At 60.4% G+C, this 14,101-nt stretch carries 14 protein-coding genes; 9 read left to right on the top strand and 5 right to left on the bottom strand.

Annotation, left to right across the window (positions count from 1 at the left end; all coding sequences use genetic code 11):
• Window positions 1-28 precede the first annotated feature (28 nt).
• Both G5171_RS17340 and G5171_RS17335 read left to right on the top strand, forming a co-directional pair.
• Window positions 29-1,132: a beta-N-acetylglucosaminidase domain-containing protein gene (locus G5171_RS17340; protein WP_421211760.1), complete on the top strand. Its 1,104-nt coding sequence runs from the start codon at window positions 29-31 to the stop codon at window positions 1,130-1,132.
• Between the two features lie 153 nt (window positions 1,133-1,285).
• Entirely contained in the window at window positions 1,286-2,494 is a 1,209-nt protein-coding gene (locus G5171_RS17335) for a cation:proton antiporter (RefSeq protein ID WP_319920183.1), read from the top strand.
• A 73-nt stretch (window positions 2,495-2,567) separates the two neighbouring features.
• On the opposite strand, the gene G5171_RS17330 is transcribed toward G5171_RS17335, so the two are convergent.
• Window positions 2,568-3,200 carry a LysE family translocator gene (locus tag G5171_RS17330; RefSeq protein ID WP_069554739.1) on the bottom strand — a complete coding sequence of 211 codons (633 nt, stop codon included), beginning with the start codon at window positions 3,198-3,200 and terminating at the stop codon, window positions 2,568-2,570.
• Window positions 3,201-3,432: 232 nt separating this feature from the next.
• Between G5171_RS17330 and G5171_RS17325 the strand changes: the two genes are divergently transcribed.
• The 3 genes from G5171_RS17325 to G5171_RS17315 all read left to right on the top strand — a co-directional run bounded on the left by G5171_RS17325 (window position 3,433) and on the right by G5171_RS17315 (window position 6,054).
• Window positions 3,433-5,055, top strand: a complete 1,623-nt coding sequence (locus G5171_RS17325; RefSeq protein ID WP_421260491.1) for a methyl-accepting chemotaxis protein — start codon at window positions 3,433-3,435, stop codon at window positions 5,053-5,055.
• A gap of 175 nt (window positions 5,056-5,230) precedes the next feature.
• Complete coding sequence (locus G5171_RS17320; RefSeq protein ID WP_005344342.1) at window positions 5,231-5,761, top strand: DUF1523 family protein; 531 nt, start codon at window positions 5,231-5,233, stop codon at window positions 5,759-5,761.
• Window positions 5,758-6,054: a winged helix-turn-helix domain-containing protein gene (locus G5171_RS17315; RefSeq protein WP_005344341.1), complete on the top strand. Its 297-nt coding sequence runs from the start codon at window positions 5,758-5,760 to the stop codon at window positions 6,052-6,054. Before G5171_RS17320 ends, G5171_RS17315 begins: the two co-directional genes overlap by 4 nt.
• Before the next feature lie 101 nt (window positions 6,055-6,155).
• Here the strand turns inward: G5171_RS17315 and G5171_RS17310 are convergent, their stop codons facing one another.
• On the bottom strand, window positions 6,156-6,623 hold the full coding sequence (locus G5171_RS17310; RefSeq protein ID WP_216979140.1) for a hypothetical protein: 468 nt from the start codon (window positions 6,621-6,623) through the stop codon (window positions 6,156-6,158).
• A 33-nt stretch (window positions 6,624-6,656) separates the two neighbouring features.
• Complete coding sequence (gene rihA, locus G5171_RS17305; protein WP_421251119.1) at window positions 6,657-7,592, bottom strand: pyrimidine-specific ribonucleoside hydrolase RihA; 936 nt, start codon at window positions 7,590-7,592, stop codon at window positions 6,657-6,659.
• Between the two features lie 256 nt (window positions 7,593-7,848).
• Here rihA and G5171_RS17300 point away from each other — a divergent pair, with 256 nt between their 5' ends.
• On the top strand, window positions 7,849-8,544 hold the full coding sequence (locus G5171_RS17300) for an RluA family pseudouridine synthase (RefSeq protein ID WP_421260490.1): 696 nt from the start codon (window positions 7,849-7,851) through the stop codon (window positions 8,542-8,544).
• A 154-nt stretch (window positions 8,545-8,698) separates the two neighbouring features.
• On the opposite strand, the gene udp is transcribed toward G5171_RS17300, so the two are convergent.
• The gene (udp, locus tag G5171_RS17295) at window positions 8,699-9,454 is read right to left on the bottom strand and encodes a uridine phosphorylase (RefSeq protein ID WP_005337975.1); all 756 of its coding nucleotides are present in this window, start codon (window positions 9,452-9,454) and stop codon (window positions 8,699-8,701) included.
• Window positions 9,455-9,836: 382 nt separating this feature from the next.
• Here udp and yiaY point away from each other — a divergent pair, with 382 nt between their 5' ends.
• The 3 genes from yiaY to G5171_RS17280 all read left to right on the top strand — a co-directional run bounded on the left by yiaY (window position 9,837) and on the right by G5171_RS17280 (window position 12,265).
• Window positions 9,837-10,988: an L-threonine dehydrogenase gene (gene yiaY / locus G5171_RS17290; RefSeq protein WP_139406289.1), complete on the top strand. Its 1,152-nt coding sequence runs from the start codon at window positions 9,837-9,839 to the stop codon at window positions 10,986-10,988.
• 137 nt (window positions 10,989-11,125) lie between these two features.
• Entirely contained in the window at window positions 11,126-11,464 is a 339-nt protein-coding gene (gene bamE / locus G5171_RS17285) for an outer membrane protein assembly factor BamE (protein WP_005337980.1), read from the top strand.
• Window positions 11,465-11,635: 171 nt separating this feature from the next.
• A complete protein-coding gene (locus tag G5171_RS17280) occupies window positions 11,636-12,265 on the top strand; it encodes an NAD(P)H-binding protein (protein WP_421260489.1) in 630 nt (209 codons plus the stop codon).
• A 132-nt stretch (window positions 12,266-12,397) separates the two neighbouring features.
• Here the strand turns inward: G5171_RS17280 and G5171_RS17275 are convergent, their stop codons facing one another.
• Entirely contained in the window at window positions 12,398-14,092 is a 1,695-nt protein-coding gene (locus tag G5171_RS17275) for a pyridoxal phosphate-dependent decarboxylase family protein (protein ID WP_118854054.1), read from the bottom strand.
• Window positions 14,093-14,101: the final 9 nt, after the last annotated feature.

Here is a 14,101-nt window from a genome sequence, read left to right as displayed (position 1 = left end):
CAAGTCCCCAGCAAGAAGGGAGAGCGTTATGCCATATCAAAGTTTGCTGTCCGGCCCCCTCCCCCCAGCTGCCAATCTGGGGGTCATTGAAGGTTTTTTTGGCAAGGGATGGAGCTGGCAGGCCCGCGCCCGCTACGCACAGTGGCTGCCACGCCACGGTTACGGCTTCTATATCTATGCACCGAAAGAGGATGGCTATCTGCGCAAGCACTGGGCCCTCCCCTGGCCCGAGCAGCAGCTGGCGGATCTCGCCGAGCTGGCGCGCCAGTGCCGCGCCAACGGGCTCGCCTTCGGGGTGGGCTTAAGCCCCATGGGGGCCCATCACGACTACGATCGCAAACGCCCGGCGCTGCTTGAGAAAGTGCGCCTCATCGACGAGATGCTCCAGCCCGATATCCTGGCGGTGCTGTTTGACGACATGAAGGGGGATACCCCGGATCTGGCCCGTCACCAGCTCACCATCGCCCACGATATCGCGGCCCACAGCAAGGCGACCCGCCTCATCTTCTGTCCCAGCTACTACTCGACCGATCCGGTGCTGGAGAAGGTGTTTGGCGCCATGCCTCCCCGCTATCTGGAGGAGCTTGGCGAGCAACTCGACCGCCGTTTCGAGATCTTCTGGACCGGCCCCAAGGTCTGCTCCAGCGAATATCCGGCCAGCCACCTCAAGCAGGTGACCGACCTGCTCGGCCGCAAGCCCTTCCTTTGGGACAACTACCCGGTTAACGATGGCAGCAAGGCGAGCAGCTACCTGCACCTGCGCGCTTTCGAGAACCGCCCCGCCGAGCTGGCGGAGCTGGTCTCTGGCCATGCGGTCAACCCGATGAAGCAGGCGGCGCTCTCCGCCCTGCCCCTCGCTACCCTGCCAATGAGCTACCGACTCGGCAAGCAGTACGACCCCGGCAAGGCGCTGCACGCCGCCCTCAACGCCACCTGTGGCCCGCAGATCTCGGCGATGATCGAGGCCGACCTGCCGCTGTTTCAGGACATAGGGCTGGCCCAACTGACCCCTGAGCAGGTGGCCCATCTCAAGGCCCGCTACCTGCCGTTTCGCGACCAATCCTGTGTCGACGAAATCGTGCGCTGGCTGGACGGGGAGTATGTGTTCGACCCCGACTGTCTGACCGATTGATCTGCCTCGGCAGGCGTGATGGGCACAGCCACTCTGGACAAGGTGTGCGCACAGTTACGGCAACGAAGAGTTAATCACTGAGAATATCGGGCATAACCCGGGGCCAGGATGGCAGTTAAACAGCCCTGACAAGATGGTTTCAAGGGAGCTTGTATGGATACACATCTGCTTTACCAGAATCTGGCGGTGATCGCCGCCTTCTTGCTGATCTACAGCCTGATCGCGGGGCGCTTCGAATCAAAACTGGTCAACGGCCCCCTGCTCTTTCTGCTGACCGGCTGGTTGCTGGGGCCTGGCGGGCTGGAGCTGCTCTCCCTCTCTATCGACAGTGACGGCATCAAGCTGCTGGCCGAGCTGACGCTGGTTATCGTGCTGTTCAACGATGCCGCCAACACCAACTGGCAAGTATTGCTGGCCAACCGGCAGCTCCCCATCCGGCTGCTGATGATCGGCCTGCCTCTTACCCTGCTCTGTGGCGCCCTATTTGGTCACTGGATCTTCCCCGACCTGCCACTGCTGGAGATGGCTATCCTCTCCACCATTCTTGCCCCCACGGATGCGGCGCTCGGCAAGGCGGTGGTAAGCAACCCGGCCGTACCGGCACCGGTGCGTGAAGGGCTCAATCAGGAGAGTGGCCTCAACGACGGCATCTGCGTACCGGTGCTGCTTCTGCTGCTGGCTCTTATTGCCCCCACCGAACAGCATGCAGGCACCGCCACTCTGGCCCTCACCCTGATGCTGGAGGAGATCGGCATTGGCCTCCTGGTCGCTTATGTACTGACCAGCCTCACTATCCGGCTGCTGAAAATCTCCTATCTCAACGGCTGGCAACTGCCGCTCTGGCGCCAGCTCACCATGCCGGGGCTGGCCCTGCTCTGCTTTGCGCTGGCCCAGACTCTCGGAGGGAGCGGCTTTATCGCCGCCTTCGTTGGTGGCCTGCTAATGGGACGCCGCCTGGGCGAGCACAAGCACGCCTATATGGACAGCTGCGAAGGCTACGGCGACCTGCTCTCCGTGGTGATCTGGATGGTGTTTGGTGCCACCCTGATGCCCATCCTGCCCGAGCTGCTGCACTGGCAATACTGGCTCTATGCCATTGCCAGCCTCACCCTGCTGCGGATGGTGCCGGTCTGGCTGAGCCTCATCGGCACCGGCCTCAAGCCCGAGCTCAAGCTCTTTATCGGCTGGTTCGGGCCGCGGGGCCTTGCCAGCATCGTCTTTGCGGTGATGGTGCTGCAAAACCAGCCTGCCCTTATCGGCCAGCGGCCCATCATCGCCACTGTGCTCTGCACCATCATATTGAGCGTCGTCCTGCACGGCCTCACCGCCAACCCCTGGGTCGAGCGTTTCAAACCGCGCTGAGCCACCCTGCGCCCATTAAAAATGCCACCGACCGGTGGCATTTTTCTTTGGTGGCATGGGTCACTGACGGCTCTTAACCGAGCGCCAGCCAGACCCCCACTCCCAACATCAGGGTACCGGCGATGCGGTTCATCAGGGTGACGTTGCCGCTCTTGGCGAGGAAGTGGCGCAGGGTACGACCGCCGCTGGCGTAGAGCAGCAGGCAGGAGAATTCGATGACCAGGATCAGCGCCACCAGCGCGCTGATCTGCGGCGCCATCGGCTTGTCGGCGGAGATAAAGGGGGGCAGCAAGGAGATCATAAAGGCCCATCCCTTTGGGTTGGCAATGGCGGTGACAAAGCCCTGCACCGCCAGCCCCATGGCGCTGGTCTGCTGACCGGCCGAGAGATCCGCCGGAATGGCCATCTTCCCCTTGGCCTGCCACATCTGGATACCTAGCCACACCAGATAGGCGCCCCCTACGTATTTAAAGGCGGCGAAGATCCCCGGATAGTTGAGCATGATGGCAGCGACCCCGATCACCGACAGCACCGAGACCAGGCCGACGCCGATCAGCTCCCCCCACATCATGTGCAGGGTGCGACGCACACCCAGGCTCATCCCCAGCGTCATCGACAGGGTCATGCACATGCCGGGGGTCACCGAGACAAAGAAAAAGGTCGGAATAAACAGAGCCAGAATGGCCGGATCGATCCAGCTGGACACAGCACACCTCCATATGACGAGAGCGAGAAATCACGAAAACGGGACAGGGTTGACACAACCCGGCCAGTTGTACCACATATTCAGGGGATTAAGCGCTCAATCATGCCTATATGGTGCCTTTCGCACAAGGAAAAACCTTTTCTTCAGCAAATTTCAGCAATAAAAGACTGTGACAGCTCCTGACGTAGATGTGTAATATGTCAGCTCCTCCCATTTCGGATTAGAGCCATTTATGTCATTGAATAATCTATCAATACGTGTCCAGGTCCTGATACCGCTGCTGCTGGCCAGCCTGCTGATGATGGTAATGATCGCCATCAGTAAACAGGGGCTGGATGAAGCCATCAATGACATAGATGAGACGACCCAGAGCGTAGTCCGGCACAAGGACGATATTGCCACATTGATCCACACCACCTACCGGCTGCGCACCAGCGCCATCTATGGCCTGTACGATGCCAAGCTGTTTGCCGCACTGCCCGCGAACCTCAACAGCGCCGAGCAGGAGATCAATGCCATCCTCGGTCGCTTGGTTGTCCCCGGTGCCGAGCAGGATAACCGTCAGGTCGCTGCAGCCCTGCAGGCCTACCTCAGCCACACCCGAAATAATATGCTGCCGTTACTGGCAGAAAAGCATCAGGGAGGTGGCGATCCGGTCGCCTACGAGGCGGCCCGCCTCCATTTCCGCGAACTGGGTGAGCAGCTGATCAAACAGATCGACAGTATGTCAGCCCACATCAACCAATTGATCCAGCAAGAGCTGGCCGAAGAGCAGGCTCACTATGACGCCACCCTGCTACGTACCCTGCTGCTCACCGCTGGTACCCTGCTGGCGGCGCTGATCTGCGGCTGGGTCCTCTCCGGTCGCATCGTCAGCCCCATCGGTCAGCTGCAAGAGGTGATGCACGCCGTGGCGCAAGGGCGCTTCAACGTGCGCGCCAAAGCGGAGGGCAACAACGAGCTGACCCGTCTGGCCAAAGATATCAACCTCACTCTGGGGCAACTTGGTAGCACCATCGAGAACCTGACCGGGATCAGCAACAGCGTCGCCTCCGCCGCCACCGAGCTGGCCGCCGTGATGACCCAGTCCGAGGCCAATGCAAAGCAGCAGCACAGCGAGATCGAACAGGTCGCCTCCGCCGTGACCGAACTCTCCAGCACCGCTGACAACGTCAACCACAACGCCGCTATCGCCGATGAGCTGGCGCGGGAGGCCAATGGCAGGGTTGAACAGGGGCTCGCCCTCTTTACCGAAAGCATCGCAGCCAACAGCCGGATGGCAGGCAGCCTGGAAGATGCCGCCGCCATCGTAGCCCAGCTCAAATCCCAGTCCGAGCAGATCGGCAAGGTGATTGAAGTGATCCAGGGGATCTCCGAGCAGACCAACCTGCTGGCGCTCAATGCTGCCATCGAAGCGGCCCGTGCCGGCGAAACCGGACGCGGTTTTGCCGTCGTCGCCGACGAAGTGAGAATGCTGGCAGCCCGTACCCAGGACTCCACCAAGGAGATCCAGGCCATCATCGAGCGGCTGCAGAGCCAGTCCCAATCCGCCAACAACGGCGTGCAGGAAACCCTGGAGATCCTCGGTCATAACCAACGCCTGTCAGCTCAGGTGCAGGATCTGCTGAGCGGCATTACCGGTGCAGTACGCCAGATCAACGACGCCAACGCCCAGGTCGCCACTGCCGCCGAGGAGCAGTCCTGCGTCACTGCCGACATCAACCGCAACATCACCAATATTCACGAGATCGTGAGCCAGAGCTCCGCCGGCATCAGCCAGAGCGCCTGTGCCAGCAACGAACTCTCGCAGCTCGCCGAACAGCAACGCAAGCAGCTGGCCCAATTCCAGCTGTAAGCGCACAACGTGGATCAGACAAAAAGGCCCGCAAGGGCCTTTCTTGTTGATGGTGCAATGGCTTTGTCTCTGTTTTAAACGCCATTTTTTGGCTTGCGGAGCCATAAGGGGCTGGGCTGAGGGGGCAAATGTGAGTATGGTAGAGGCACGTCACTTCCCCTCACGTGAGAACACCATGAGCCTGAGATTCAAGAAACCCGCCTTTATTGCCCTTGGGCTCATCGCCCTCATTTCTGCCGCCTGGCTCGACTACTACCTGCCAGAGCACACCATCGCCACCATCACCGGGGTCGAGGTGAAGCGCACCGACAAGGATGGTCCCATCAGCCAGAAGAACCCGGCTGACGGCCCGACCACCGACGTCTACTACATCTATACCGAACGCCCCGGCGAGAAGATCCGGGTGTTCAGAAATGAGGATACCGAGTGGGGCTGGCCCTTCTACTTCAAGTTCAACGCCGCCGACGTGCAGGCCAAGGCCAAGTCGATGGAGTTTGAAAAGCGTCTGGCCATCATTACTTCCTACGGCTGGCGCATCAACATGTTCTCCATGTTCCCCAACGTCACCAAGATTGAGAGTACCGAGCCTGATGCTTCCACCTGGAGCTTCTTCCGCTGGTTCTGGTTCGGTCTCTGGGCACTGGTGATGGGCAAAGCCGCCATCGCAACCTGGCGCTACTTCGATCGTCTTGAGGACGAGATATGAGCGAGCCGAGCAAGACCCGCACCAGCTTCTACCGGCGGCTCTACGTGGCCTGGCTGATCAGTCAGGGCACGGATACGGTGCCCGCCATCATGGAAGCGACCGGCATGCCACGCCGCACCGCGCAGGATACTCTAAGCGCGCTGGCCGAACTCGATATCAGCTGCGCCTTCGAGCAGACCGAGGGGGCGCGCCACCTGCAGGGGCACTACCGCATCAGCGACTGGGGCCCCATCAATCCGGCGTGGATCAAGGCCCAGCTGCCGCTTATCAAAGAGACGCTGAGCTATCCCTGATCCGGGAACTGCTCTGCAATCACACCCAGCGTTGAATTAAAGAGGGGCCAGCCGGCAAGGCTGGCCCCTCTTTTTTCAGGCCGATGGTGTGGTAGGTTGCCCTACTCGGGCAATGCCGAATCCTCAAGCTCCCCGTCAGACTCGCCACGGGTGCAGTCGATGATGGATCGCTTGGGGTTGTTGGGGTCGCGCAGCAGCAGGGGCGCCACACCCTCGTCATGCTTCTGCTCGTCGCCAAACTCGCTGCCGTAGGCGTTATGGGTCAAGCGGCGGGCGTTGGCGATGGGGGTATCGACAAACAGGGCGTGCACTTCGAAGCTGGAGGCGGGCACGATAAAACCGACCACCGGCAGGCCGTGCAGCTCCTCGTGCACCTTGTACCAGGCAAAGCCGTCGCTCACCTTGTAGGGGGTGTAATTGGCCAGTTGTAGATTGGCGGCCCTGCCCGTCTCATTCACATAGAGATCGGTAAATTCACAGGTCGCCAGCCCCTGCCACATCCGCTCGAATGGCGTCGCACAGCCTGTCAGTTGCAACCCGGCCAGCAGCGCCAAGCCTCTCTTCCACATTCCCCGCCCCTTCTTGCAAAAATGAACCGGCGCTCAGTCAAACGCCCGCAGCCGCGTCACCAGCAGATCGATAAAGCCCGGACGATCCAGCCCCAACAATACCAGCGCATTGGCTGGCTTGCCGGTCAGACCATAACGATCCACCACCGTCATCCCCACGGTATGCTCCCCCCGGGTCTCGATATCGACCCGGCACTCGACCCCGTGGAACAGCTCGGGAGCCAGCAACCAGGCAATGGTACAGGGGTCGTGCAGCGGCGCGCCAGCAAATCCCCACTTGGGGTCCCGATGGTAGATCATGAAAAAATCGAGCAGACCGGCCACACACTGGGCCACCGGATTGGTGATGGCGCGTACCCGTTCGATATCCTCGTCCATCACCTGCGCCTCATGGGTCACATCGAGGCCACACATGGTGATGGGGATACCCGACTTGAACACCATATCGGCCGCTTCCGGGTCCACATAGATATTGAATTCCGCCGCCGGCGTCCAGTTGCCGGCCCCTGCGGCGCCCCCCATCAGCACGATACGGGCGATCTTGGGTTTGAGCTCGGGGTGGGCCGCCAGCAGCAGGGCGATGTTGGTGAGCGGGCCGGTCGGCACCAAAGTCACGGGCTCCGGGCTCTCGCGCAGACATCTGGCCATCAGCTCGATCCCCGTCATCCCCTGCGGCGCAAAGGCGGGATCCGGCAGTTTGGGGCCATCGAGGCCCGATTCGCCATGGACGTTGTCGGCAATAATCAACTCGCGGGCCAGCGGTTTCGGCGCCCCAGCCGCCACCGGAATATCATCCCGTCCCAGCAAGGTAAGGATGCGCAGGGCATTGTTGAGGGTCTTGTCCGGTGTCTGGTTGCCCGCGCTCGTGGTGACCGCCAGCACCTCAAGTTCAGGGCTGGCCAGCGCCAGAATGAGGGCAATGGCGTCGTCGTGGCCGGGATCACAATCGAGAATAACGGGCAGTGCCATGGAAAGGGTCCTTACAACATAACAGGGAGCCATACCTTAACAAGCAAGCTTCGGATGAACTCGGGAAGGGGTCACAAAACGGGGCCTTGTTGGTGACCAAGGCGGTTTGTAATGCACACCGTCCCGCTCAACGCGGCTCATTATCAATAGGTTGCGTGGCGTCATCCCGTTCATTTTCCGAGGTCGCGCACCGCCCATTCGCCCGGCCGCACCGGTTCAGGTATGATCGCTCCCCCGTTTTCTGCCCGTGCCCCCTATGTCCGTTATCGTCGACACCTTTATCGCCCCGCCCTGCAAGGCCGCCATCGAAATCCTGTTCGAGGATGAGCACCTGCTGCTCATCAACAAGCCGAGCGGCCTGCTGAGCCTCTCGGGCAAAAATCCGCAGAACCTCGACTCGGTGCACTATCGACTGGTGCAGGATTACCCAGGCTGTACCCTGGTGCACCGCCTCGATTTTGGTACCTCAGGCATCATGGTGGTGGCCAAAAACAAGGCCATCAACGCCCAGCTCTGCCAGCAGTTCAGCCAGCGGGCGGTGAGCAAGGCCTACAGCGCCCTGCTGTGCGGCCATCTGATTGACGACGAAGGAGTTATCAACGCCCCTATCGCCAAGGATCCAGCGATCTTTCCGCTGATGAAGATCTGCGCCGCCAGCGGCAAACCCGCCCGCTCCCGCTATCAGGTGATTGAGCGGCTGGCGCAGCAGATACAGGGACAGACAGTGCCACTGACCCGGGTACGACTGGTGCCGGAGACCGGCCGCACCCATCAGCTGCGCATCCACAGCCAGCTGCTGGACCACCCAATCCTCGGCTGCGATCTCTATGGTGGCCTGCTGCCACCTGGCTGCGAGCAAGCACCGCGGCTGATGCTCCATGCCAGCGAGCTGGATTTTGTACATCCGGTGAGCGGTGAGCCGATGCAGATCCGCTGTGCCGCCCCTTTTTAGAGGCAATGGGTAGAGGCCGTCAGTAGATGGCAATAAACGCGAGTTTGGCGGGATCAGTGAAAGGCGTGACGGGAGAGGAAAAGCGGTAAACGGTGGATAAAGATAGGGGCCGCGCTTTCGCAACGGCCCCCACCCCCCACTCTTTGTGGTGCTATCAGATCAGCTTGCGGGCAGCGCCCAGTACGATCTTGATGGCATCAGATTCGGTCTTCGCCATGGTCTCGGCGTTCGGGATCTCTTGCTGGGTACGGTTGACGATAACGCCAGCCACCATACCGGCACGCAGGCCCTGGCTGGAGCACATGGTCAGCAGGGTTGCAGATTCCATCTCATAGTTCAGCACGCCCATGGCTTGCCACTCTTTCATGGAACCTTGGAAACGGCTCACTACACGGCCGGATACGGTGTCGTAACGCTCCTGACCCGGGTAGAAGGTGTCGGAGGAGGCAGTCACACCGATGTGCAGCTTGGAGCCCATCTCTTTGGCGGTGTTCACCAGTGCGGTGGTGCAGTCGAAGTCGGCAACAGCCGGGAACTCCATCGGTGCGAAGTGCAGGCTGGCACCGTCGAGGCGCACGGAACCGGTGGTCACGATCACGTCACCCACGTTCAAGTGCGGCTGGATGGCGCCAGTGGTGCCGATACGCAGGAAGGTGCGGATGCCCAGCTGGGCCAGCTCTTCTACCGCGATGGATGTGGACGGGCCACCGATACCGGTAGAGCAGATGATCACGGCCTTGCCGTCCATCTCGCCGCGCCAGGTAGTGAATTCACGATGGCTGGCCAGGTGCACCGGGTTATCCAACAGCTCTGCGATACGCTTCACGCGCTCGGGGTCACCGGGGACGATCGCCAGGGTGGCGCCTTGCAGATCCGCTTTCTTCAAACCCAAGTGAAATACATCAGACATATTGGACTCCTGGTTGCCCCCTGCCAGCATGGTCAGGGCACAAGTTAAGATGATTCTTTATGATACTTTCAAGCCTTTACCCCCCTCTTCGGGGAGGCGCCAACTATGGTCGAAAGCGCTTTCCAATTCCTTGAAGCGCCTCACACTTCCACGCATTGACAGTGACAAACATTGCGCAAAACGTTTGCTAACTCAATGAAATAATTGACAAACGTTTTTCTGCAAATCGAGTCAGATGCGGGAAAGTCAAGCCTGGTTCAGCGCTTAATTAACGACTCGTGATCGACCCCGTAAAGTTGTAAACAAGATGCTTTTGTATCCCTTTCTAGATGGTAGCCTAGCTCTTAACTACCACTTAATGGCTAACTATAGGAAGTCCATCATGGCTACATTCAAATTCTATATTCCCGCAATCAACCTGATGGGTGCCGGCTGTCTGCAAGAGGCTGCCGCCGATATCAAGGGTTACGGCTATCGCAAGGCGCTGATCGTCACCGACAAAATCCTCAACCAGATCGGTGTGGTTGCCAAGCTCACCACCCTGCTGGCTGAACATGGCATTGAAAGCGCTGTTTTCGATGAGACCAAACCCAACCCCACCACCAGCAACGTCGAAGCGGGTCTGGCCATGATCAAGGCCAACTGCTGCGACTGCGTCATCTCGCTGGGGGGCGGCTCGCCTCACGACTGCGCCAAGGGCATTGCGCTGGTCGCCGCCAACGGTGGCAGCATCAAGGATTACGAAGGGGTGGATCGCTCCGCCAAACCGCAACTGCCGCTTATCGCCATCAACACCACCGCCGGTACCGCCTCCGAGATGACCCGCTTCTGCATCATCACCGACGAAGCGCGCCACGTGAAAATGGCCATCATCGACAAGCACGTTACCCCGCTGATGTCGGTCAACGACCCCGAGCTGATGCTGGCCAAGCCGGCTGGTCTCACCGCCGCCACCGGCATGGATGCCCTGACTCACGCCATCGAAGCCTATGTCTCCACCATCGCCACCCCGGTAACCGATGCCAGCGCCGTGATGGCCATCGAGCTGATTGCCAAGCACCTGCGCACAGCCGTTCACCACGGCGATGACCTGCATGCCCGCGAGCAGATGGCCTATGCCCAGTTCCTGGCCGGCATGGCATTCAACAACGCAAGCCTGGGCTACGTGCACGCCATGGCCCACCAGCTGGGTGGTTTCTATGACCTGCCCCACGGTGTCTGCAACGCCGTGCTGCTGCCCCACGTTCAGGCGTTCAACGCCCAGGTGAGCGCGGCTCGTCTGAAGGATGTGGCCCGCTACATGGGGGTAGACGTGAGCGCCATGAGCGACGAACAAGGCGCCGCCGCGGCCATTGCCGCCATCAAGCAGCTGGCGCTGGATGTGAAGATCCCGGCGGGTCTGGAGCAACTCGGCGTCAAGGCCGATGACTTCGATACCCTGGCCAGCAACGCCCTGAAAGATGCCTGCGGCTTCACCAACCCGAAACAGGCGAGCCACGAAGAGATCGTCGCCATCTTCCGCGCGGCGATGTAAAGGCCACCGGATTGCCAGAAAGGGTCGCAGTGCGGCCCTTTTTATTGGCTGATGGATCAATGGCTTTTTACTTCCGTGGAGGGAGTCGGTATGATTTGCCGAGCCAAAAAAGACTGTATGGATGATCTGAACTCGATATGCGGATGAAACACCTGATTGCCGCGGCTTTGACCGCCCTCACCCTCTCCGGTTGCAGCCTGGTCTATCGTATCGATATTCCCCAGGGCAACTATGTGGAACAAAAACAGGTCGACAAACTGCGCCAGGGGATGACCCGCGAGCAGGTCAGCTATGTACTGGGGACCCCCATGCTGCGCGACGGCTTTGACCCCAACACCTGGTACTACCTCTATGAATTCCAGCCGGGCCACGGCGACAAGGAGCGCAAAGAGCTCACCGTCACCTTCGCCAACGACAGGCTGACCACTGTGACGGGTGACTTCCCGCTGCCAGCAGCTTTCAATACCCCGCTCTGATATCCCGCAAAACCGGCCTCGCGCCGGTTTTGTTTTATCCAGTCCCGCGTAATTCATCCTGCCCGACAACACTGAGTCATTTCTCCCCATTGCAGCTGCCCGCAAATTGCCTGATGCTGATGAGCAGCCACCATGGCATCAACACCATCGAATGACACAGGGAGAATCCCCATGAGCCGGATCCTGATTGCCGGAGCCAGCGGCCTGATCGGTCGCGAACTGGTGCAGCAACTGCCTGCCGAACATGAACTGACCCTGCTCTGTCGCAAGCCGGGCAAGAAGGCGCACCACTGGCTGCCGGTCGATTTTGATGATCTGGCCAGCGTCACCCTCTCCCGCTCGGTGGATATCGCCTTCTGTGCCCTCGGTACCACCCGCAAGGAAGCGGGCTCTGCCGAGGCGTTTCGTCGGGTCGATCTCGACTATGTGGTCGCCTTTGCCGAGCTGGCCCGCCGCCACGGTTGTCAACGGCTCATCGTGGTCTCAAGCATAGGGGCCAGTGCATCGTCCCCGGCTCTCTATCCGCGTACCAAGGGGGAGATGGAGCAGGCCCTGCTGGCCCAATCCTGGCCACGGCTCGCCATCGTGCGGCCCGCCATGCTGCTCGGAGATCGCCAGCCACCGCGCCTCTCCGAGCAGATCTTTCAGACCATCTACCCGCTGTTTCGGCCGCTGCTGGTGGGCAAGCTCGCCCGCTGGCGCGCCATCGAGGCCAGTCAGGTGGCTCGCGCCATGATCGCCCTCTCGAAACTGCCCGCCGGGTGCGAGATTGTCGAGAACGAGCAACTGCTGGCCCTCTGAACCCGGCCTTTTCCACCGCTTTCGCATTCAGTCGTGAAAACAGAAGGGCAAGCCAACCGGCTTGCCCTTTGTTTATCTGTTGGCGAGGTTCCTAACCACCCTGGCCACTATCGGTGGTCAGGAAGAGTGCCATCAACCGCGAATATGGTCGATAAAGGCGTCGATCTGCTCGCGAGTGCAGGCAGGATTCATAAAGACCGCCTTCTCCCCGGCGATGTAGGAGTACTTGCCACGGGCGTCATAGTCGGAATGGGCCACCGCCTCCACCCAGTTGGTGTAGAGCCCCACCTTGCCGCGCCCCTTGAACAGGCTGCGGTGATAGTCGGTGTTGCGCTGCAAGCGCGCCTTGTAGGCAGGATCGCCGGAGCGGGCCAGCTCGAAAGCGAACTCGGCCTCCGGATCGCTCACCCACTCGGAGTTGTAGATCTTGAAGCCGACACTCGGCCCCTGATTCTCCTGCGCCACCAGCTTGACGTTGCCAAGCTGACTCAGGCGATAGCGGAAGTAGTTGGCATTTTGCAGGCAGTGGGCCAGCACGGTGCGATATCCCTCGACCCCCATGTAGTTGAGCGCCGCATAGGCACCGAACAGACCGCTCGCGCCGCGGGAGCACTCGATGGTGGATTGCAGGTGGGTCTGGCCCTGAATGTCCCGCTCGAAGTAGGAGAAGTTCTCCGGGTCATTCTCCATCGCCTTGAGGTCATCCTGCTCCTTGATCATCACCAGACTGGAGGTGTAGGGCACATAGCCCCACTTCTGGAAGTCGACGGTAAAGGAGTCGGCATATTTCAGCTCGGCAAAGCGTGCCACGTTGCGCTCGATCCCCGCCAGAGTGGCGCTGTTGATGGCGAGCGGGTTGGCGGCAAAGTCGTAACCCAGGAAGAAGATCATCGACCAGCCGATAGCTGCATCGACGTGGATGTGCGGTTTGACTGCCACCTCGAACTGCTCGCAGAGGCGATTGCGCAGCTCGAACACGGGTTTCACCTGATCCACCCCGAAAGTGTCGGTAGTGCCCATGGTGAGCATGATGGTGGGCACCACGTGTTTCAGGGCAAAACAGGCGGTCAGGGTGCGTTCTAGGTGGTCGAGATCGATGTCGTTGTTCTCCCCCACCTGAATGCGGATGGTCTTGTTCTCGATGTCGACCCCGAGCAGGGAGAGGTTGGTGATGTTGGAGTAGTGGCCGCCCTGGGAGTTGATGATGCGGTAATCCTGATAGTGGCCGAGCCCCTTGTGCTTGGCCTCGGGCAGGCTTTTGCGAATGCCGAGCAGGTAGCCATAGAGGTTACAGAAGGTCCCCCCCTGGGTGAAGATGCCGGTAGCCCGCTCGGGGTCATAGCCTGCCAGCAGCGCAATCTGGCGCACTACCTTCTTCTCCAGCTCCTCGGCGACCCCGGCGTATTCGGAGTAGACCAGATTGGGGTTGGCCAGAATGCCCAGCTGGGCACCGTAAATGGCGGGATCCGCTGACATGGTGATGACGTTCTCGACGCTGGAGGGGTTCTCCCAATCCTTCGACAGCGCGGCGGCAAACAACAGCTCGGCCATCGGCTCGCCCGGGGTGCGCATGGTGGCGGGCACCGGCATGGTCTCGCAGAGATCGGCCAGGCGGGCACGGCCATCAGGCCAGGCGTTCAGGCGGGCATCCGGCGCCAAGCCACGAGCCCGAAATTCGTTGAGGGTGGCAAATCCGGGTTCGCGAAAAACGGGCCAGAGATCGGGATTGCGCGAGAAAAAGTTGGCTTTGACGGTGGCGAAACGGGCGGAGAAATCGGGGTGGACGGCATTGACGCTTTCGTCTTGCAGATAAACTAAGTCACTCATTTTTATACC

It is taken from the genome of Aeromonas sp. 600774, from assembly GCF_049175075.1.
GTDB lineage: Bacteria > Pseudomonadota > Gammaproteobacteria > Enterobacterales > Aeromonadaceae > Aeromonas > Aeromonas veronii_A.
The sequence above is the reverse complement of the archived record's forward strand: the minus strand, read 5'-3'. Positions and strand labels throughout refer to the sequence as shown.